We start from the raw sequence: 20738 nt of genomic DNA, 5'->3' as shown, positions 1-20738 counted from the left end.
TTTCTCGTTTTGACAAATTGGCCAGGAACTTCTTGAGTTTTCTCTATCTCGTCAGTGCTCTCTTTTGGCTCAAATGAAAGATCAACACAACCTAGTAAGGCGGGTCGACAAAAACTAAAGAAAACTAAAGTCAAGTCTGGTGATGAGGAGTGAGAGAGCGATGCAGAAAAAAGCAGTTACAAACCTTTTGGCTTTGAGTCTAGGGGCGGCCTCTCTGGGGCTGACCGGCTGCGGTGGCGGCGGAAGCGGTGGGACGACAGTGACTACACCTACACCGACTCCAACTCCGACACCTACACCGACCCCAACTCCAACACCCACCCCAACCCCAACACCTACGCCCACAACGGGTGCCCCGACTTTTAGAAAGACATTTAGCCCCACCTCGGTAGCTGCCGGCCCTAATGCCACAACAACTCTGACCTACACGATCACCAACACAGCCGCTCTGCCGCTGACTGGTCTATCTTTTTCCGACACCTTGCCTGCCGGCTTGATCGTTGCCAATCCCAACAACCTGAACAATGGCTGTGGGGGGACGGTGATACCAGCGACCCCTTCCATCTCGTTGGTCAACGGCTCATTGGCAGCCAACGCTAGCTGCACCATCAGCCTGGATCTTCAGGTTACAGCCACGACAGCGGGATCCCTGACCAGCCCCGCGGTAACCCTGAGCAGCAACCAAGCGCCCAATGCCACCGCTGCGGCTATCAACCTAACGGTAACGGTGCCAGCTCCCACCTTTACCATGGCCTTTGCTCCCAACCCGCATACCATAACGGCCGGAAATACCGGCAACGCAAAATTGACGTTTACCATCACCAACAAGGCAGCCATTCCATTGACGAACTTGGCCTTTGACCACACCTTGCCGCAAGCGCCGAGTAATGGTTTGCAAATTGACGGTGGGGGGGGTAGTATTACTACACCTGCTACGTGCGGCGCCGCCGCTCTCACAGCTCTGGCGGGCACGGACACCATTAAATTCACCGGAGGACAAGTAGCCCCAGGACAAACTTGCATAGTGACCATCCCTGTAAAAACAGCGGTACCTTTGACACCAAAAGGTGACTATGATTACCTCAACTCCCCGGTGACGTTGAAAAGCACTGAGGTTGACCCTGTTACAGCGGGGCCAGTAACCTGGACAGTTAATTAAAGTGAATTAGTCCTTCAAAAGCAGCTCGGCAATTTGAACGGCGTTGAGGGCCGCACCTTTGCGGATTTGATCCCCGCACAGCCACAGCTCCAGGGCCTTGGGCTCGGAGATGTCCTGGCGGATGCGGCCCACCGCCACTGCGTCCTTGCCGGCCACGTCGATGGGCATGGGAAAGCGGTTCTGCTGCCAATCTTCGATGAGCACCACCCCTGGAGCTTGGGCCAAGATTTGCCGGGCTTTTTCCACGGGGAAGGGCTGTTCAAACTCCAGGTTCAAGGCTTCGGCATGGGTGCGCAACACCGGCACCCGCACACAGGTGGCAGTGAGCCGCAGGTTGGGGGATCCCATAATCTTGCGGGATTCGTTGACCATTTTCATCTCTTCCTGGCAGTAGCCGTTCTCTTGCAGGGGGCTGTTGTGGAGGAAGAGGTTGAAGGCAATGGGGTAAGGGAACACCTGGGGCTGCAACGGCTGCCCCTGGAGGTAGGCGCGGGTTTGCTCTTGCAGCTCCACCATGGCGCGGGCCCCGGCCCCACTGGCCGATTGATAGGTGGCGGCCACCACGCGGCGCAGGGGGATGTGGCGATGCAGGGGGTAGATGGCCACGCACATTAGGATGGTGGTGCAGTTGGGATTGGCAATGATCCCTTGGTGACGGAAGGCTTCCTGGGGGTTGACCTCCGGCACCACCAGCGGAACATTGGGATCCAGGCGAAAGGCGCTGGAGTTGTCAATCAGCACCGCCCCCGCCTCGACGATGGTTCTGGCCCAGGTTTTGGAGACACCGGCTCCGGCAGAGGCCAGCACCAGATCCAGGCCCCGGAAGGCCGCTTCTGAAACTGGTTCCACCGGGATCCGTTCCCCCTTGAAGGTCAAATAAGTGCCCGCTGAACGGGGCGAGGCCAAAAGCTTGAGGTCGGCTACAGGAAAGTGGCGCTCTTCCAATAGCGTCAGCAGCTCCGTCCCTACTGCTCCTGTGGCCCCCAAGATGGCTACCCGTTGTTGCCGTGCCATGCTTTCTTGTCCTTAGGTTTTCCTAATTCTAGGGTTCCAGAGGTTGCTGTAATCGAGGCCAAAGCAGCCTGCACCTCTGCCAGCTCGACTTGATCGGTCAGCTCGGCCTGGCCGATGCGGCGGGGCAGAACGAAGCGAATCCGCCCCTGTTTGACTTTCTTGTCGGCCTGCATTGCCTGCAGCACTGCCTCCCAAGGGATCCCGGCCGGCCACCGGCTGGGCAGTCCTGCTTTTTTAATGAGGCGTTGTTGCCGTTCGGCTTCAGCAGCGCTCCACCACCCCAGGCGGCGGGCGATCTCCCCGGCAGCCACCATGCCGATGGCGACAGCTTCTCCGTGCAGATAGCGGCGGTAGCCGGTGGCAGCTTCTAGGGCATGGCCGAGGGTGTGGCCGTAGTTGAGGATGGCCCGCAGGCCCGCTTCTTTCTCGTCCTGCTGCACCACCCAGGCTTTGCACTCGGCACAGCGGCGCAGCAGGTAGTGCAAGTCTGCGGGAGTAAAGTCGGTATAGCGGCTCAGTTGGGGTCGATCTTCCAAAAACTCAAATAGGTCGGCAGCCTGAATCACGCCGTATTTGATCACCTCCGCTAGGGCTGAGGTAAACTCCCGCTGGGGCAGAGTCTGCAATAGCGTTGGATCAATCCACACCAGGCGCGGCTGATAAAACGCCCCAATGAGGTTTTTCCCGCCAGGATGGTTGACACCGGTCTTGCCGCCGATGGCCGCATCCACCATGGCCAAAAGTGAGGTGGGCACCTGCACAAAAGGGATCCCGCGCAGCCAAGTGGCGGCGGCAAACCCCACCATGTCGCCAATGACCCCCCCTCCTAGAGCCACCAAGGTGGAGGAGCGCTCCAGGCCAAAGGCTAGGGCGGCGTCGTAGATCTTGGCCACCGAGCGCAGGGTTTTGTAGCGTTCGCCGGCAGGCAATAGGCAGAGGTGGGCGGCAAACCCCGCTTGTTGCAGCCCCTGCAGCAACTTCTCGGCAAAGTGTTTGGCAATGCCGGGATGGCTCACCACCAGAGCCTTGCCGGAAAGCCCTCTAGCTCGCATTTGGGATCCCAACTGGATGAGGCTGTGGCCAGGGGGGCCTTCGGCAGACTGGAGGAGAATATCGTAGGAGCTGTGGGGAAGCTTGACAGGGATCAGATAGGGATCCATGCGTGTCGGTCCTGGGGGGCGGGATCCAGTGTGGCATGTTCTGCTCCCGTCTGCCTGCTGCAGGCATTGTCCTTGGGGTCTGAAAGCCCAGGGGATCCTGCTAGGGGTTGGGGTCAACTGGCTGCGGCTCCGACTGGGGAGTGAGGGTTTCCAAATCCGGCAGAGCTGTTCCCGCCGGGGAGGCCGAGTCTTCCTGGGCCAAATCCTGCAAAGCAGCTTGGGCCGGCTGAAATTGCGGATCCAGCTCCAGACAGCGCTGCAAGCTGGCTTGGGCGGCTGCTCGCTGGCCGGCCCGCAGTTGAATCAGCCCCAGGGTATGCCAAAAGGCGGGCCGCTGCGGATCCAGATGCGTGGCCTGTTGGGCGTCTGCCAGGGCAGGTTCCAGCTTCCCCAATTTCAAGGCTTCCCAGGCGCGGTTGTTGAGGGCCACAGCATCTTCTGGGGTGAGCTGCAAAACCCGCGAGTAGGCTTGCACAGCTTGTTCGGGATCGCTCAGCTCGCTGTAGATCAACCCCAGGGCAAACCAGCCCCAGGGATCCCGTTCGTTGAGGTGGATCATCTGCTGGCAGGCGGCACGGGCTTCTTCCAGCCGGCCCAGACGCCGCAGGCTGGTGATCTGGCCAAACCAGCAGGCAGAACTGCCGGGACGCTGCTGCACCAAGCGCTGGAAATGCTGCAGGCTGGCCTCATATTGCCCCAACTCCTGCTGGGCCATTGCCAGGGCATAGCGGGCCGGAAAGTGCTCCGGCTTGATCTTGAGGGCTTCCTCGAAGTGGATACAGGCTTCTTTCAGGTAGCCCAATTTCTGGAAGGCCACACCGCGGGCGTACCAGCTTTTGTAGTTGTCGGCATCGTAGCGCAGAGCGCGTTCTAGAGCCTTGCTGGCCAGCCGATACTGCCCCAAGCGCAGCAGGGCCACCCCCAAGTTGTGCAGGGTTATGGGATCCCGGCGACGCAGCCGCAGCGAGCGCTTGTAACACTCGACAGCCGAGCGCAGCCGGTGGCAGTGGAAGAGGGCATTGCCTTGGTAGCGCCAAACCCGCGCACTTCTGGGGTTGAGCTTCAAAACCCGCGCAAAACTAGCCGCTGCCGAGCTGGGCCGCCGCAGCCGTCGCAACACGATCCCACGGGCCAGCCAGGTGCGGGGCTGCTTGGGGTTGTGGCGCAGCGCTTTGTTCAGGCTGTTCAGGGCCAGCTTCGACCGCTTCAGTTGCAGCAGGCGGATGCCGCGGTTATGCCAGGCCAGAGCATCTTCCGGGTTGCTCTCCAGCACCTTGTCGTAGTTAACCACCGCCGACTTGTACTGCCCCAGGCGCCCCAGAATCAGGGCCAGGCGCAGCCGGGTTTCTTCGTCGTAGGGGTTGATGCTCAGGGATCCATTGTAGCTGTCCACCGCCTCGCGGTAGCGGGCCAACTGCACCAGCACATCCCCACGGCGGCTCCAAGCCAGGGCGAAGTTGGGATCCATGTTCAGAGCCCGGTCGTAGGCGGCCAGGGCTTCTGCCAGGTTGCCGCGGCGACGCCAGTCTTCCCCCCGCTCGAATTGGATGTCGGCACTGTTCCACTGAAACAGCCGCTGAATGAACTGCAAAATGGCGATCTGACGCGCTCCTTCTTCTGGCGTGGCGGAGGAGGTTTCGCCTGTGGCAATGCGCAGGATGGCCATCTGGATGGCCCGCAAAAAGGCCTGAAATCCCCGCACCTCTTCATCTTCCAGGGACTCTTTCCCCTCACGGCGGCGGTATTGCAGCCGGAACCGCTGCAGATCCCCGGGGGCAGGGAAGCTGGGATCCAAAAAGTGCATTAGCTCCAAGGCGCGGTACTCAAACAGCACCGGATCCTCTTCTGAGCCAGTAAAATCCAGCAGGGGCGCCTCTTCCAGGGGGCGGGGTAGCTCAGTGGGGGTGTGCAGCAGCGTCAGCAGGCGCTGGTTTTGTCGTGCCGGGGCATGGGGAAACCCGCTGTACAGCTCATCCCTTGGCCAGGGATCGGCAACAAACTCTGGAGAGGCCACCACTCCCACCCAGCGGCATTGTTCGATGGCCAGTTGCAGCTCCAGCTTGCGGTTATCCCCCGGCTGCAGCATCCAGCGGTCAAACCAGACTTTGAAACCCTCGCGATCCAGCCGCTCCGCCAGTTGACGCGCCCACCGGGCTTGCTCTCGGTGGTAGCGCAAGAAAAGGTCGAACTTGTAATGCTCTGAAGACATGAACGCCCGCTCGCTGCTCTTCTCCAGCTTATCTTTGCGTTATCGCTGCGCGATGCTTTCACAAACGCAAACGCATTTGCTCCCCATCGGGTCTGGGGCAAGGAGCAAACCTGATGCTAGGCAACGCTTCCGCTCGATTGGTTCTGAATGGCGATGATGACCGGACAGCGATAGGCGATAGTTGGTGCAGGGCTTGAAAGGAGGGAGCACGTGCTGGGTGGAGTTTTGGCGATTGCGGCCGCGATTGGCTTGGTGGTCTTGCTGTTGGAAGCGATTCGATATCGCCGCTGGGGATCCGTTCGCCGCTGGCAACCGGCAGTGGGGCTGGGCTTGGTGGCCTTGGCGGCGCTGGGGTGCTGGCTGGGTCAGTTGCCGGATCTGATCCCCCTGGCTTTGTTGTTGGGGGGCCTGGTGGGGGTGGGTTTACTGGGGTTGAGTGGCTGCGGTCGGGCCGGGCAAGGGCTGGTGGTGCTGTTGCTCAGTTTGGCGGCCTGGCAAAGTCTGGCTATCGGCTCCCCCAGTCGCATCGGCATTGCGGAGCAGCATGGAATGCTCTTTCTGTGGGGCTGCGGCCTGGGGATGGGCTTGGTGGGGATCCCTTTGCTGGGGGTCTTGGCCGCAGCGGAAGCCCTGTCGTTGCTGATGGCGCTGGGCCAGGGGTGGAGCGGCATTGCCGCCATAACCTGGGGATCTCGCCTGCTGGAGATGGGATCCCAGCCGGATCTCCCTTGGCAGGTGCTGTTGCCGGTGGGGCTGGCCGCCCTCAGCTTGGTGGCAGGCACTGTGCCCCTCTTGACCGCCTCAGAAGACTCCCCCGGGCTGCTGTCGGCAGTGGGGCATGGGGTGGGGTGGCTGGTGGCGTTGGCGCTGGCCTTGGCCTTGACCCGCAACGGCCTATACCAGGATCCCTTCTGGGCCTTGCTCTACGGGGTGGGGGTGCTGCTCTCGTGGGCCTTGCTTGCCTTGGAAAACCAGACGGGACAGGGGATCCCCGCGCCAGGGGAACCTGCTCATGTCAGCGGGCCGGAGGCTTCAGCCAGTCGCGTCAGCGTTGCCGAGCAACAAGGACGGCTGCTCTGGCGGGCCTGTGTGGGCCTAACGCTGGTGGGCGGAGGAGCGCTGCTGGCGCTGCGATTGGGGGGATCCTACGGGGCGGCCCTCTTGGGGCTGGGATGTCTGGCTTTTCCCAGCCGTTGGGGGGCCATGGCCGCTTTGTTTTTGTCGGCCCGCCCTCTGCTGCAAAACCTGTTGCACCAGTTCAACCTGCAGGTTGCCGGGATCGACCTCACCCAACCCTATGTGTCGGCGGCGCTGTACCTGGGAATGGCGGCCATGGCGCTGGCGGCGCTCATTCACTGGCTATACGGGCCAGACAAACCCCTGCAGACGGGGATCGCCCTGACGCTGGCTAGCCTGGCTTTGCCGGTGGGGGTGGGCTACTTCATTCACGCTCAGCCGCAAGCGGCCTTCCTGTTGGGAGCCTTGACCACCGCCTTGATCCTGGCGGCGCTGCAGCCCATCCTCCTGCAGCAGGAGGGAAGAGGGGCGGAATCTCTGGGGATCCGAGGTTTGGGCCTGGCTGTGCTTGCCATTCTGGGATCCAACCTCAGCCGCGATTGGACGGTAACCGGCTTCCATGCCACCCGCCTGGAACGGGCGCTGGTGCTGGCCGGGGTGGTCGGGATCCTGGCGTTGATTCTCCTGCTCTGGCAAGGCTGGAGCCTGTGGCAATCCAGGAGAATGCGCGCCCCTGCCCGCTGTTCGCGTTAGCGGTGCGGAGCACTCTGGTTGTGCGGAGATGAAACCCGTTCCCTTGGGCACCCTTGGCACCTGGCAAGGGATCCTCGGCCCAGAACAAACCGCTGCAGCCCTGGGCAACCCCGGTGTGAAGGTGATCGGATCCCCGGCTTTGTTGACGTTGATCGAGCGGTGCAGCCACACCACCTTGCAGCCCTTCTACGAGCCGGAGGAAGCGGCGGTCGGGATCCGCTTTGCCTTGGAACATCGGTCGGCAGCGGTGGCGGGGGATCCCTTGCAGATGCGGGTCGAAGTCGTGGCAGTGGAGGGGAGACGCATTCAGTTTCAGGTGGAGATCACCCAGCAGGAGCGGCTGGTGATGCAGGGATCCTACACCTGCCTGGTGGTCGATTTGCCCCGTTTTCTGGCCCGCTATGGATTGACCGCGGAGGATCCCAGTCGGTGCTCAAGCTGTTCGCGTTAGCGGGACGGAGTCCTTTGGGATTGCTGCTGGCCGTCTTTGTGGGAACTCTCTTGTTCTGGCCTCAACAGCTCATTCTGCGCTACCGCAAACCCTGGCAGGGCCCCCTTGCCTGGATCTGGAAATGGCACGGGTGGGGGGGGTGGACTGTGCGGGGCAGCCGCCGTGGTTGGGAATGGCGTTGGGGATCCCTGCGCCTTCGCGGCCGTTGGCCGGCGCAGCGGGGAGAACGTTGCTCCCCCAGAGATTGGCCCTACCTGTGGAAGCTGGGCAAGCAGCTCCACATCCAATCTTGGCAAGGAGGGGTGGAAATTGGCTTTGCCGATCCGGCTTTGACGGGGCAATGCTTGGGACTAATCGCCGCTCTACCCCCTCAGTTGGCCCAACACCTGCGCTTGACCTTCGCTCGCATCGGTTGGCACGGATGGGGATCCCTGGTGATCCGGTTGCGCGGCTGGCAGGTGCTGGGGCTGGCCTTGAAACTGGGGTGGCTCGCCCTATCGCGCCATCGGAAGGGATCCCCAGCAAAAATAGCCCATGGGACAGCTGGCGTCAGGAGCAAAGCGCTGGGGGGGGAACTGCAGCGCTGACGCGGTCAGGCCGGCTGCAGCGCCGGGCAGCAATTCAACAGAGGCATGACCTACCCGCCTCCCCCTTCGCCCTGGCCGTTGGTAGGGGTGGGGGCAGGTGCTGCAGGGATAATCGGCGGCACAATGTACTGGCGCAGGCAGCGTCGCTGCAGACAACTGCAAAACCAGATCCAAGCTTTGCAAGCTCCTGTTGTGGCGGCTCCTCGCGCTCTTCTGGCTCTTTCGGCTCCTCCTCCCGCCCTTCATCGGGGGGCAGCTCTTCTCGCCACTCTTCGGGCGGCTCCTCCCGTCGTTGCTAGACGAACTCAGAGGACAATCCCTTTCACGACAACAGAAGAGATCCCGGAGCTGTTCTGCTTAAGACCTAGGGAGTCGGTGTGGCAGAGGGGATGCGCAGCTCCACAGCCGTATCCAGGCGAGAGCGTGGGGGTGGGGCTTCTCCCTGAGCCAGTTCTAGGTACTGGGCCAGCGGGTGATGCTCCTTCCAGCGGGATCCCACCTCAGCAGCCATCTGGGTGACTTGGATTTGATAAAGCTGGGCCAGCTCGGCAGCATTGAGGTTGCTCCGCTCCACCTGATCGCGACTGGCCTCGGCCAGGATATCTACCACAAGGTTGCCTTGCTCATCAAACCGCCACAGTTCCAGGCGGCTGCGGGAACGCAGGCTCAGCTCCGTTGGCGAAGCTGGTCGAGTGAGGACATCGACGCGGGCGATGACGATGGCTTCCAGGCCCAGGTAATCGAAAAATTGGCCCACCGCCTCCGGCTTGCGGCGATCCCACTCAAACAGCTCGTAGATGGGCCAGCCCACCTTCTGCAAAATGGGCTGAATGCGACGGTTGTCCAGGGGCACCACCTTCTCGCCGTTGGGGATCAAGCCCAGACGCACCGCCTCTATGGCCAGGCGCTGGCCCAACAGTTGGGTATGCTCCAACCCTCCCACCCCCAAAATGCCAAGGCGACGGCGGGGTTGAGGCCGAATCGGCACCTGCAAAACCACATCCACAGGGGTGGTCAGGCCCGCTTGCAGGAGGATCTCCTGCTCTGCCTTTTCATAGTCGGGGTGCCACACCGTCAACAGCCAACGCCCGGCTGGGGCTTGGTCTAGCTCAAAAGCGCCCCGCTCATCGGTTTGAATCGGCTGATTGGGGTTCTCCATGCCCTCCAACTGCACCTGTGCCCCCGCCACAGGTTGTCCCACGCTGTTGCTCACCTGCCCCACCAGCCGTGCTGTTCCCTGGGGCTGCCCTCTGTTTTGGGAGGGAAACAACGGCGTCAACCGCGGAATGGGGGTGGCCGGAGCCTGAGCCAGCGCTCCTGAAGTCAGTGCCAGCCAGCCGCAGAGGGCCAGACTGCCTGTTCGCGAGAGCGTTGCGTAGCGATAGTTAATCCTGTGCCGGAGAGGATGAAAGAAGAAAAAAGGCATGGCGAAGGTTGCATCCGGTAGTAGCAGTCGGTTCTATTCTGCTCCGCACCCCTGACGCGAACAGGGCAAGATCCTGCTGCAGGGATCCTCACCCCGAAAAGGGGTTGTTGGCTTGCCATTGTTGGACAAACACCGGCACCATGTTGCGCACCTGCAGCCGAAACAGGCCCGCTGCCGCATCTTCAAACATCGGATCCCCGCCCACATCATCCCGCCCATAGGCTTCGTAGTAGCGGGCCCGATCCCCAGGTCGATCCCTCTGCAAGTCCACCACCACCACCACCCCGCGGCTGCGCAGCTGGTTGGGGGTGAAGTTGGGAATTTCCACCGGCACCGTCGGGGCCACAAAGCGTAAGGCTGTATTCAGCAGAGAGTTGCCCTGGCGGTTGTAGTCCCGCGAGATCTGCATCTGGGTCAAGAGGATATAGCGCAATCCCAGGGCATCCCCGATGGCCTTCAGCTTGGCCAAATCGGAGGTGTAGCGCTCATCCCGATCCAACAAAGTCAGGCCCTGGGTGAGGGGCAGAAGCGGCTCAAACCGGGGATCCGGCCCCAGAGGCCCCTTCAAGAGCAGTACCGGTCGCTGGGGCTGCAACTCCTTCAGGGCCATGCTGAGGTGGCGGGCCAGCTCATCCGAGTAAACGGGTTCATCCGGCAAAAGGCCAATGCCCTCCGGCTGGCGGGTCGGTTCCCCTGGCGGCAGGCGAATATCCTGAGTGGAGACAAAGCCGGCCCGGACTTCCACCTGGGTGCTGGTCAGCGGAAAACCCGGCACCTCCACATCTACCAAATACAGGCCAGCCGGCAGTTCCGGCAGCACATAAGTGCCGTCGGCAGCAATGCGGACGGTTTGCCTGGGTTGGGTTGGCGTGGCGGCCAGGTGCAAAACCCCGGTCTGAACGGGTTGGCCGGCAATATCCAGCACCCGCCCGGTCACCACACCGCGGTTGCCTGGAGAGGGGACTCCCCCGTTCAGGACCTCTGTCCCGCCGTCGCCAACTTGAGCCTGAATATCCTGCAAACGGCGCAAAGCTGGGATCCCTGCTGCCACCACCCACAGATCCCGCTCCCCCAGCATCACCAGACCCGTCGGTTGTCCCTGCAGCCGCAGTGAGGCTGCCAATCGCCCCGTCTGCAAATCCACCAGCTGCAGGCGGTCGCTATCGCGGGAGGTCACGTAAGCCCAACGTCCATCCGGGGAAAGGGCCAGCCGCGTCGGTCGCCAATCCAGGCCAACCCGCTGCAGGGCCTCGCCGCTGCGGCTCAGATCCAGCACCGTCAGGTCTTGGCTGCCCGAGTTGAGCACCACCAAGCGTTGCCGTTCGGCATCCAAAGCCATCGCTTCCGGAGTATTGCCGCCGCGCCAACGGGCCAACAGCTCCCCATTGTCTGGGTTGACCACCAGCAAGCTGAGGGGATCCTCCCCGGCTAGACCCACAAACAGGGATCCCCGCTCCGCATCGTAGGCCAGCGCCAAAGGGGGGCCGGGCATCGGCAAATTGCGGGCTTGCGGCTGCTCTGAGGGGTCGCTTTGGCGTTTGTGCTCCGCACCGCTGCTGCGAAGGGGAGCAGCCATCACCGCCAAACTCTGGGCAGAGGGCAGGGAGGCGAAAACCCGCCCTGTGACCCCATCCACGGCAATATCCAAAACTCCCGCCGGCAACCCATAAGCCTGAATCAGCTCCCCCGTCAGCAGATCGAGGGCCACCAGCCCAGGGGCATTGGGGCCAGAGGCATAGACCACCTGCCGCGTCTCATCCACCCGCACCACACTGGGGGCAAACCCCACCGCCGCCTGCCACAAGGGATCCCCGCTGGCCCCATCCAGCAGAGTCACCGCCTGCTCCTCCAACAGCCCAACCGCGACCCAGCCCCGATCCGGTACCCCATCGATGCGATCGGCAGAGCTGCGCAAGGGCAAAAGCCAATCCCCCTCTGTCCTCAGGCCGTTCCCGTCCGTCGAAAAGTTCTCCACCGCAGAGGAGGAGCCTGCTGCCGGCAAAGGGATCCCTTGCCCCAACACAGGGGATCCCAGCCCCAGCACACCACTCAGCACAACCAGCCATTGCCACCGCATGGCCTTCTCCACCCCACAGTCGCGCCTACTTTGACTCAGGAGATCCTCGCCCAACCAGCATAGCCAACCCGACTGTCCGCTCGCTGTCAGCAAACCCAAACACATTTTGACAGGCTGCCCAGACGAACATAGAATGAATATTCGCTGGTTTTGTCAGGATCAACCATGAAGGTGCGGCCTTCCGTCCGTCGGATCTGTGAGAAATGCCGAGTCATCCGCCGCCATGGTCGGGTGATGGTGATCTGTTCTTCCAACCCGAAGCACAAGCAGCGGCAGGGCTAGAGGTTCGATGCAGGATGTGTCCAGCCTGCAATGGGAGACAGAAGCGAGGGATCCCAACACAACTGAGCAAAACTTTGGCCAGATCTCTCGGCGAGCATAGATCCCAAGACCAGCATCTCCACGGCCACATCCCCCTGAATAAAAATCCCATCTCAGGCAGGCAACTTGGTTTGATTTGATTTCGATAAGGTACCCCTGACTATGGCACGGATTGCGGGAGTTGACATCCCCCGAGAAAAGCGAGTGGAGATTGCCCTGACCTATATTTACGGCATTGGGCTGACCCGCTCCCGCCAAATTTTGGCGAAGACCGGCATCAATCCGGATACTCGTACCCGCGACCTCACCGACGCTGAGGTGGCCGCCCTACGGACGGTGGTGGAGGGCGAATACCAGGTAGAAGGGGATCTGCGCCGCCAGGAGGCGATGAACATCAAGCGGCTGATCGACATCGGCACCTATCGAGGTCGTCGCCACCGCCTGGGTCTGCCCGTGCGTGGCCAGCGCACCCGCACCAATGCCCGCACCCGCAAGGGGGTCAGGAAAACGGTGGCCGGCAAGAAGAAAGCTCCCGCCAAGAAGTAGTCGCTCGGCTTTGCGCGGAAGGCAAAACTCTTCCACCATCCCGAATCCCAACCCCAAACAGTCGATTGCAAGGACACCTGGATCATGGCTCGGCAGCAACGGCGCGGACGTAAAGTCAAAAAGAACATCCCCAATGGGGTGGCCTACATTCAGTCCACCTTCAACAACACCATCGTCACCATCACGGATCCCAACGGCGATGTGGTGTCTTGGGCCTCGGCAGGTTCTACGGGCTTCAAAGGGGCCAAAAAGGGCACTCCCTTCGCCGCCCAAATGGCAGCAGAAAGTGCGGCGCGTCAAGCCATGGAGAACGGCATGCGCCAGATCGAAGTGATGGTGAGCGGGCCGGGAGCCGGTCGAGAAACCGCCATTCGCGCTCTACAGGCAACGGGCTTGGAAATTACCCTTATTCGAGATATCACCCCCATTCCCCACAACGGTTGCCGTCCCCCCAAGCGGCGGCGTGTCTAAAGGATCCCGCGTTGAGGGCCGGTCGAGCGTCTGTAGGAGTTTGCTCCAGAGCTACAGGTCTGCCCAAGCGTGAGATGACCTCGAAGTTTCATCAGTTCTCCAAACGGATGTCGAGCCAGACGGACGGGGCCACCATGACGATTCAAACCAGCCGAACCCTCTCCCACTCTCTGGGCAGCAAAGCGAGCTCAAGCGCTGTTGCTTACCAGACCGAGTGTGTTGAATCTCATCGGGATGATAACGGCGTTCACTACGGCAAATTTGCTCTGGGGCCACTGGAGCGCGGCCAAGGGATCACGGTGGGCAACGCCCTGCGGCGGGTGTTGCTCTCCAATCTGGAGGGGACGGCGGTGACTGCTGTACGCATTGCCGGGGTGACCCACGAGTTTTCCACGGTGCCGGGGGTGCGGGAAGACGTGATGGAGATCCTTCTAAACATGAAGGAGCTGGTGCTGCGCTCCAGTTCCCCCGAGACTCAGGTGGGCCGCTTGGTGGCTCAGGGGCCAGGGGAAGTTACTGCTGAGAAGCTGCAATTGCCCAGCGATGTGGAGGTGATCAACCCCCGTCACCACATTGCCACCCTGGCGGAAGGGGCGATTTTGGAAATGGAGTTCATGATTGGCCGGGGACATGGCTACCGCGCCGTCGATTACTCCGACAGCAAAGCGATGGCGATTGATTTTCTGCAGATCGACTCTGTCTTCATGCCGGTGCGCAAGGTGAACTACGCTGTGGAAGCAGCTCGGGTGGGCCAATTCCTGGAAAAAGATCGGCTAGTATTGGAAATCTGGACCAACGGCAGCCTCACCCCGCAAGAGGCCCTCAGCCAAGCGGCCCGCATTTTGGTGGGCTTGTTCGCACCGCTGCAGGAGGTCAGCTTCGATGCTCCTGTGCCGCCCAAGCCAGACGAGGACAACCAAAAAAACCAGATCCCCATCGAGGAGCTACAGCTCTCGGTACGGGCCTACAACTGTCTGAAGCGAGCTCAGATCAACACGGTAGCCGATCTGCTGCTCTATACCGAGGAAGATCTGCTGGAGATCAAAAACTTTGGCCAGAAGTCTGCCGAAGAGGTGGTGCAGGCTTTGAAAGCCCGCTTTGGTCTGACACTGCCCCGCACCCGCGAAAAAGGCAAGGCCTAGAGTTTAGGTTCCGTCTCAAGCATCTGCACCGCTAGCACAACCGCGTCAAAACGCAAGGATCCCCGAAGAGTGTAGGACACAAGACAGAGGTTACCATGCGCCACCGCCGTCGTACCCCCCACCTCAATAAGCCCGCCGACCAGCGCAAGGCCCTGATGCGGGCGCTGACCACGGCTCTGCTGCGGGAAGGGCGGATCACCACCACCAAAGCCCGCGCCAAAGCCATTCGGGCCACCACCGAGAAGATGATCACCCTGGCCAAAGAGGGATCCCTGGCGGCGCGGCGACAGGCGCTGGCCTACATCTACGACAAGGAGCTGGTGCGCTCCCTGTTTGAGCAGGCTCCTGAGCGCTACCGGGATCGGCCCGGTGGCTATACCCGCATCTTGCGCACCGTGCATCGGCGGGGGGATGGAGCAGAAATGGCGGTCATCGAGCTGGTGTAGCGGAAAGGGATCCATGCCGTACCGTCGCATTGCCCTGAGAATTCAGTACCTCGGCAGCAGGTTCTATGGCTGGCAGCGCCAGGCAGCCCGCCGTACCGTGCAAGGGGTGCTGGAGGAGGCGATTGCGTCGCGGGCGGGGCATCCGGTAACCCTCTATGGGGCCGGTCGCACCGATACGGGGGTTCATGCTGCAGGCCAGGTGGCCCACTTCGACACCACCTCCGGTATCCCTGCGGCGGAGTGGTCGAGGGTGCTGAACGACTGTCTGCCGGAAGATGTGGTAGTGCTGGCTTCTGCTCAAGTGCCTGACTCCTGGCACGCCCGCTTTTCGGCTCGCTGGCGCCGTTACCGCTACCTGATCCTGAACCGGGAGCGACCGGATGTGTTCTGGCGCCTCTTTAGCTGGCAAGTGCGTTGGCCTCTGCAGGTGGAGCCGATGGCGGAAGCCCTGAATTCCCTGCTGGGGGAGCACAGCTTGGAAGCCTTCCGGCGGCGGGGATCGGATCGGCCCCACTCGCGGGTACAGGTGCAGGAGGTGCTCTGCCAGCGGCTGGGGGACTTGATCAGCATCGAGGTGCAGGCCAGCGGCTTCCTCTACCGGATGATGCGGCTCTTGGTGGGATCCCTAGAGGTGGTGGGCCGAGGCGAGCTCAGCCCAGCCCAATTTGTCCACCTGTGGCAACACAACGACTGGAGCCAGATGCGCACCCGCTACAGCGCTCCTCCGCAAGGGCTGTGCCTGACGGATGTGGGCTATGCTGCGGATCCCTTCGGTCAACAGTTCGCCCACTCGCCGCCCTTTTGGGCCTTGCCCACAGAGCCTCCCTCCGCCCTCCGGTCGCCGGCTGCGTTGGCCCATTCCTGCGGTTGATCTGGGCGATCTCCAAGCTTGTCCTGATATGTTTCCTTGCCTGCCATGAACAAAACTCCCCTTCCCAACCCCGAGACTCTGGCGCCCCGCTGGTATCTGGTGGATGCTGCCAATCAGCGCCTGGGCCGCTTGGCCGCCGCTGTGGCCACCCTCTTGCGGGGTAAGCATAAACCGGACTTCACCCCTCACCTGGATACGGGGGACTATGTAATTGTGATCAACGCTGAGAAAGTGGTGGTCACCGGCAAAAAGCGCACCCAAAAGCTCTACCGCCGCCACTCCGGCCGTCCTGGCGGCATGAAAGTGGAAACCTTTGCCCAACTGCAGGCGCGGCTGCCGGAGCGGGTGGTGGAAAAAGCGGTCAAGGGAATGTTGCCCCACACCCGTTTGGGCCGGCGGCAATTCACCAAGCTGAAAGTTTACGCCGGGCCACACCACCCCCACGAGGCCCAGCAACCCCAGGTTTATCCCCTCAACACGATCCCAGGAGCCAAAGCATGACTCAAGCGAGCAGCCAACGAGCCGTTTATTGGGGAACCGGACGCCGCAAAACCGCCGTTGCCCGCGTGCGTTTGGTGCCCGGCACGGGCAAAATCATCATCAACGACAGGCCGGGAGACCAGTATCTGCAGTATCAAGAAGCCCTGCTGGCCAGTGTGAAGGGGCCGCTGGAGATCCTTGGTCTGGAAAACTCCTACGATATTCTGGTGCGAGCCCATGGCGGCGGCGTTCACGGCCAGGCGGATGCGATCAAGCTGGGGGTGGCGCGCGCCCTCTGCGAGGTGGATCCGGCCAATCGCGGCCCTTTGAAAGTAGAGGGTTATCTGAAACGGGATCCGCGCGCCGTGGAGCGGAAGAAATACGGCCTGCGCAAGGCCCGCAAGGCTCCCCAGTACTCGAAGCGCTAGGGATCCCTGCCGTTGTTTTTAGAGGAAGATGTTGATAGACAAGGGTATAGAAACAGGCCCAGAGGAGGAAAGGGTTATGCCCAAGAAAGGATTGCACCCGCAGTGGTATCCAGAAGCCAAAGTCATCTGCAATGGCGAAGTGGTGATGACGGTGGGATCCACCAAGCCGGAGCTCAGGGTGGATGTTTGGTCGGGCAACCATCCCTTTTTCACCGGCAGCCAGAAGATCATCGACAGCGAAGGCCGGGTGGAGAAGTTCATGCGCAAATACGGCATGAGCGGTGGCAAAAAGGCCAAGTAGAGGTTCCCCCATCTGGGTGTGGGCAATACTTGGATTCCTGGGTATCGCAAGTCTATGGCTTCTGCTCAACTGATCGACCAGCTTAAGAATGTCGAAGCCACCTTTCAGGAGCTGACGGTGCGCTTGGCCGATCCGGACGTGGCCACGGATCCAGCTGAGCTGCAGCGGATTGCCAAGGCCCGCTCCTCCTTGGAGGCCACCGTCCAGGCTTTTCACGACTGGCAAAAGCTGAATCGCGATCTGCAACAGACGGAAGAACTTTTGCGGGAATCGGCCTCCGACCCGGAGCTGGAGGCGATGGCAAGAGCGGAACTTGAGCAACTGCGGGCCCGCCAAGAACAACTGGAGGAAAAGCTCACCCTGCTGCTGCTGCCCCGGGATCCCAACGACGACAAGAACATTATGTTGGAGATTCGCGCTGGCACCGGTGGGGAGGAGGCGGCGCTGTGGGCGGCGGATCTGGCCCGCATGTACACCCGCTACGCCGAAAAGCTGGGCTGGTCGGTGCGTCTGGCGAGCCTCTCGGAAGGAGAGCTGGGGGGCTACAAAGAGGCGATCCTGGAGATTCAAGGGGATCAGGTGTACAGCAAGCTCAAGTTTGAAGCTGGCGTGCATCGGGTGCAGCGGGTGCCCGTCACCGAAGCGCAAGGCCGTGTCCACACCTCGACGGCCACGGTGGCGGTGATGCCAGAGGTGGACGAGGTGGAGGTGGTCATCGACCCGAAAGACATCGAAATCAAAACGGCACGCTCCGGGGGGGCAGGCGGCCAAAACGTCAACAAGGTGGAGACGGCGGTGGATCTTCTCCACAAGCCCACCGGGATCCGGGTGTTTTGTACCGAGGAGCGTTCCCAACTGCAGAACCGCCAGCGGGCCATGCAGATTTTGCGGGCCAAACTCTACGAGATGAAGCTGCAGGAGCAACAGGCCTCCATCAGCTCTGCTCGGCGCATGCAGGTGGGAACGGGATCCCGCTCGGAAAAAATTCGCACCTACAACTACAAGGACAACCGCGTTACCGACCACCGCCTCAACCAGAATTTCCCTCTGCAGCCCATCTTGGATGGGGAGCTGGACGACTTGATCCAGGCTTGTATTGGCCTTTACCAAAAAGAGCTGTTGGCGGAGCTATCCTAGGCCAAGCTGAGTTACCGCCAGCGGATGGGATCCCTTCTCGAGGACCTTTCCTCTGCCGAGCTAGCGGTAGAATAAATACCCACGTCGAGTGCCTAAACCCCCATGCTGGCCGAATACCGCCAACACGCCGCTGCCCGCGAGGCCCAAGGGATCCCGCCGCTGCCCTTAAACGCTGCCCAGACCAGCCAGGTGTGCGAGCTGCTGAAGGCCCCGCCTGCCGGCGAAGAAGCCTTTTTGTTGCACCTCTTAACAGAGCGCGTCCCGCCGGGGGTCGATGAAGCCGCCTATGTGAAAGCGGGCTTTTTGGCCGCTGTGGCCAAGGAGGAGGTTGAATCCCCGTTGATCACTCCCCTGCGGGCGGTGGAGCTCTTGGGCACCATGCTGGGGGGCTACAACGTCCAGGTTTTGCTGGATCTGTTGCGGGATCCCCGGAGTGAGATTGCAGCGGCAGCAGCCCGCGCCCTCAGCCACACCCTGCTGGTTTTCGATGCCTTTCACGACGTGCTGGAGCTGAGCCAGTCCGGCAATGCCTATGCCCAACAGGTGATCGAGTCCTGGGCCAAGGGCGAATGGTTTACCGCCAAAGCTCCCCTGGCCGCAGCAATCACTGTAACAGTGTTCAAGGTTGCCGGCGAGATCAACACCGATGACCTTTCCCCCGCCGCCCACGCCACCACCCGCCCGGATATCCCCCTCCACGCCCAAGCCATGCTGGAGTCCCGCGCTCCGGGATCCCTGGTTACCATTGCCGAGCTGAAGCGCCGCGGCCATCCCGTTGCCTTTGTGGGGGATGTGGTGGGCACCGGCTCCTCCCGCAAATCCGCCCTCAACTCGCTGCTCTGGCACATCGGCCACGACATTCCCCATGTGCCCAACAAGCGGGCCGGCGGGGTCATCCTGGGGGGCACCATCGCGCCCATCTTCTTCAACACCGCCGAAGATGCCGGGGCCTTGCCCATCCAGTGCGATGTCTCCCGCCTGGAAACGGGCATGGTGGTTACAATTTACCCCTACGAAGGCGTGATCCGCTCTGAGACCGGCCAAGTTCTCTCCACCTTTTCCCTGCGGCCCGTGACCCTCCCCGACGAAGTGCGGGCGGGGGGACGTATTCCCCTGTTGATTGGCCGTGCCCTCACCGACAAAACCCGCCAAGCCTTGGGTTTGCCTCCCTCGACCTTGTTTATCCGCCCCACTCCACCGGCAGACACCGGCAAAGGCTATACCCTAGCGCAAAAAATCGTGGGCAAAGCCTGTGGGCTGCCAGGCGTGCGCCCGGGCACCAGTTGTGAGCCCCTCATTACCACGGTGGGATCCCAGGACACCACCGGCCCCATGACCCGCGATGAGCTGAAGGAGCTGGCCTGTCTGGGCTTCAACGCCGACCTGGTGCTGCAGAGCTTCTGCCACACCGCCGCCTATCCCAAGCCGGTGGACATCCAGATCCACAAAGAGCTGCCCGACTTTTTCGCTTCCCGCGGGGGCGTTGTCCTGCGTCCCGGCGATGGCATTATCCACTCCTGGCTCAACCGCATGCTCCTGCCGGATACCGTCGGCACGGGGGGCGACTCCCACACCCGCTTCCCCTTGGGGATCTCCTTCCCGGCGGGATCCGGTCTGGTGGCCTTTGCCGCCGCCATGGGGGTGATGCCCTTGGACATGCCGGAATCGGTGCTGGTGCGCTTTAAGGGGGAACTGCAGCCGGGGATCACCCTGCGGGACATTGTCCATGCCATCCCCTACGTGGCCATTCAGAGGGGGCTGCTCACCGTTGAGAAAAAAGGCAAGAAAAACGTCTTTGCCGGGCGCATCATGGAGATCGAGGGCCTGCCGCATCTGAAGGTGGAGCAAGCTTTTGAGTTTACCGATGCCTCGGCAGAGCGCAACTGTGCCGGCTGTACCATCAAGCTGAGCCTCGAGACGGTCTCAGAATATCTGCGCTCCAACGTGGTGCTGCTGAAAAACATGATTGCCCGCGGCTACCAGGATGCGAGAACCTTGCTGCGGCGCATCGCCAAAATGGAAGCATGGCTGGCCAACCCCAGCCTGATGGAAGCGGATCCCGACGCCGAATACGCCGAAGTCATCGAAATCGACCTCAGCACCATCACCGAGCCAATTGTCTGTGCCCCCAACGATCCCGACAAGGTGATGACCCTGAGCGAAGTCCATGCCCAACACGCCGCCGGCAACCCCGATACGCCGATCAAGATTGACGAAGTTTTCATCGGCTCCTGCATGACCAACATCGGCCACTACCGCGCCGCCGCCAAAATCCTGGAAGGCCAAGGGCGGGCCAAGGTGCGCCAATTCTGGATCTGTCCGCCCACCCGCATGGATGAGGCACAACTGCGCTCGGAAGGCGTATACGGCATCTTTGCTGCCGCCGGGGCCAGAACGGAAATGCCGGGATGCAGCTTGTGTATGGGCAACCAAGCCCGCGTGGAAGACGGGGCCACCGTCATGTCCACCTCCACCCGCAACTTCAACAACCGCATGGGCAAAGACGCGCGGGTTTATCTGGGATCCGCCGAGCTGGCCGCCGCCTGCGCCCTTTTGGGCCGGATCCCCACCCCTGAGGAGTACCGAGAGATCGTCTCCACCAAGATCCAGCCCTTTGCCGGCGAGCTGTACCGCTACCTCAACTTCCACGAGATCCCTGGCTTTGAGGACGAAGGACGGGTCATCCCGCGGCAGCACGTGGAGGAGCTGTCCAGGAGCCGTTCTTGAGCGAGAATAGGGGCT

Annotated in this window: 20 protein-coding genes; 15 read left to right on the top strand and 5 right to left on the bottom strand. The window is 61.7% G+C overall.

Going from position 1 to position 20738, the window contains the following annotated elements; all coding sequences use genetic code 11:
• The first annotated feature begins 160 nt into the window (after positions 1 to 160).
• The gene (locus ACVWZG_RS08190) at positions 161 to 1159 is read left to right on the top strand and encodes a DUF7933 domain-containing protein (RefSeq protein WP_457405921.1); all 999 of its coding nucleotides are present in this window, start codon (positions 161 to 163) and stop codon (positions 1157 to 1159) included.
• 6 nt (positions 1160 to 1165) lie between these two features.
• Here ACVWZG_RS08190 and ACVWZG_RS08185 read toward each other — a convergent pair whose 3' ends face one another.
• From ACVWZG_RS08185 to ACVWZG_RS08175, 3 genes are all read right to left on the bottom strand, one after another.
• Entirely contained in the window at positions 1166 to 2173 is a 1008-nt protein-coding gene (locus tag ACVWZG_RS08185; RefSeq protein WP_457395458.1) for an aspartate-semialdehyde dehydrogenase, read from the bottom strand.
• A complete protein-coding gene (gene aroB / locus ACVWZG_RS08180; RefSeq protein ID WP_457405918.1) occupies positions 2152 to 3333 on the bottom strand; it encodes a 3-dehydroquinate synthase in 1182 nt (393 codons plus the stop codon). The genes ACVWZG_RS08185 and aroB overlap by 22 nt, the downstream gene beginning before the upstream one ends.
• 100 nt (positions 3334 to 3433) lie before the next feature.
• Positions 3434 to 5542: a tetratricopeptide repeat protein gene (locus ACVWZG_RS08175; RefSeq protein ID WP_457405916.1), complete on the bottom strand. Its 2109-nt coding sequence runs from the start codon at positions 5540 to 5542 to the stop codon at positions 3434 to 3436.
• A 225-nt stretch (positions 5543 to 5767) separates the two neighbouring features.
• On the opposite strand from ACVWZG_RS08175, the gene ACVWZG_RS08170 reads away from it, so the two are divergent.
• Genes ACVWZG_RS08170 through ACVWZG_RS08160 form a run of 3 tightly spaced genes read left to right on the top strand, consistent with a single transcriptional unit; the run spans position 5768 to position 8350 of the window.
• On the top strand, positions 5768 to 7312 hold the full coding sequence (locus ACVWZG_RS08170; protein ID WP_457405914.1) for a hypothetical protein: 1545 nt from the start codon (positions 5768 to 5770) through the stop codon (positions 7310 to 7312).
• A 28-nt stretch (positions 7313 to 7340) separates the two neighbouring features.
• A complete protein-coding gene (locus ACVWZG_RS08165; protein ID WP_457405911.1) occupies positions 7341 to 7763 on the top strand; it encodes a thioesterase family protein in 423 nt (140 codons plus the stop codon).
• Entirely contained in the window at positions 7742 to 8350 is a 609-nt protein-coding gene (locus tag ACVWZG_RS08160) for a hypothetical protein (protein WP_457405909.1), read from the top strand. The genes ACVWZG_RS08165 and ACVWZG_RS08160 overlap by 22 nt, the downstream gene beginning before the upstream one ends.
• A gap of 364 nt (positions 8351 to 8714) precedes the next feature.
• Here ACVWZG_RS08160 and ACVWZG_RS08155 read toward each other — a convergent pair whose 3' ends face one another.
• Positions 8715 to 9776 (bottom strand): carboxypeptidase-like regulatory domain-containing protein, encoded by a 1062-nt coding sequence (locus ACVWZG_RS08155; protein WP_457405906.1) that lies wholly within the window; start codon positions 9774 to 9776, stop codon positions 8715 to 8717.
• Between the two features lie 88 nt (positions 9777 to 9864).
• Positions 9865 to 11853, bottom strand: coding sequence for a carboxypeptidase regulatory-like domain-containing protein (locus tag ACVWZG_RS08150; protein WP_457405904.1), 1989 nt, complete (start codon positions 11851 to 11853; stop codon positions 9865 to 9867).
• A 165-nt stretch (positions 11854 to 12018) separates the two neighbouring features.
• Between ACVWZG_RS08150 and rpmJ the strand changes: the two genes are divergently transcribed.
• From rpmJ to acnB, 11 genes are all read left to right on the top strand, one after another.
• The gene (gene rpmJ, locus ACVWZG_RS08145) at positions 12019 to 12135 is read left to right on the top strand and encodes a 50S ribosomal protein L36 (RefSeq protein WP_011433187.1); all 117 of its coding nucleotides are present in this window, start codon (positions 12019 to 12021) and stop codon (positions 12133 to 12135) included.
• A 201-nt stretch (positions 12136 to 12336) separates the two neighbouring features.
• Entirely contained in the window at positions 12337 to 12720 is a 384-nt protein-coding gene (gene rpsM / locus ACVWZG_RS08140; protein WP_011433188.1) for a 30S ribosomal protein S13, read from the top strand.
• 84 nt (positions 12721 to 12804) lie between these two features.
• Positions 12805 to 13191 (top strand): 30S ribosomal protein S11, encoded by a 387-nt coding sequence (gene rpsK, locus ACVWZG_RS08135; RefSeq protein ID WP_011433189.1) that lies wholly within the window; start codon positions 12805 to 12807, stop codon positions 13189 to 13191.
• A gap of 134 nt (positions 13192 to 13325) precedes the next feature.
• Positions 13326 to 14333, top strand: coding sequence for a DNA-directed RNA polymerase subunit alpha (locus tag ACVWZG_RS08130; protein WP_457405933.1), 1008 nt, complete (start codon positions 13326 to 13328; stop codon positions 14331 to 14333).
• 95 nt (positions 14334 to 14428) lie between these two features.
• Positions 14429 to 14779 carry a 50S ribosomal protein L17 gene (gene rplQ, locus ACVWZG_RS08125; RefSeq protein ID WP_011433191.1) on the top strand — a complete coding sequence of 117 codons (351 nt, stop codon included), beginning with the start codon at positions 14429 to 14431 and terminating at the stop codon, positions 14777 to 14779.
• Positions 14780 to 14792: 13 nt separating this feature from the next.
• Positions 14793 to 15650 carry a tRNA pseudouridine(38-40) synthase TruA gene (truA, locus tag ACVWZG_RS08120; RefSeq protein WP_414424562.1) on the top strand — a complete coding sequence of 286 codons (858 nt, stop codon included), beginning with the start codon at positions 14793 to 14795 and terminating at the stop codon, positions 15648 to 15650.
• 45 nt (positions 15651 to 15695) lie between these two features.
• On the top strand, positions 15696 to 16151 hold the full coding sequence (rplM, locus tag ACVWZG_RS08115) for a 50S ribosomal protein L13 (RefSeq protein WP_414388123.1): 456 nt from the start codon (positions 15696 to 15698) through the stop codon (positions 16149 to 16151).
• On the top strand, positions 16148 to 16558 hold the full coding sequence (gene rpsI, locus ACVWZG_RS08110) for a 30S ribosomal protein S9 (protein WP_011433194.1): 411 nt from the start codon (positions 16148 to 16150) through the stop codon (positions 16556 to 16558). Before rplM ends, rpsI begins: the two co-directional genes overlap by 4 nt.
• Positions 16559 to 16634: 76 nt before the next feature.
• Positions 16635 to 16859, top strand: a complete 225-nt coding sequence (gene rpmE / locus ACVWZG_RS08105) for a 50S ribosomal protein L31 (RefSeq protein ID WP_414343514.1) — start codon at positions 16635 to 16637, stop codon at positions 16857 to 16859.
• A 54-nt stretch (positions 16860 to 16913) separates the two neighbouring features.
• Positions 16914 to 17996 (top strand): peptide chain release factor 1, encoded by a 1083-nt coding sequence (gene prfA, locus ACVWZG_RS08100; protein ID WP_011433196.1) that lies wholly within the window; start codon positions 16914 to 16916, stop codon positions 17994 to 17996.
• 102 nt (positions 17997 to 18098) lie between these two features.
• On the top strand, positions 18099 to 20723 hold the full coding sequence (acnB, locus tag ACVWZG_RS08095; RefSeq protein WP_457405902.1) for a bifunctional aconitate hydratase 2/2-methylisocitrate dehydratase: 2625 nt from the start codon (positions 18099 to 18101) through the stop codon (positions 20721 to 20723).
• The last annotated feature ends 15 nt before the right edge of the window (positions 20724 to 20738 follow it).

Source organism: Thermostichus sp. OS-CIW-33, assembly GCF_054059615.1.
The sequence above is the reverse complement of the archived record's forward strand: the minus strand, read 5'-3'. Positions and strand labels throughout refer to the sequence as shown.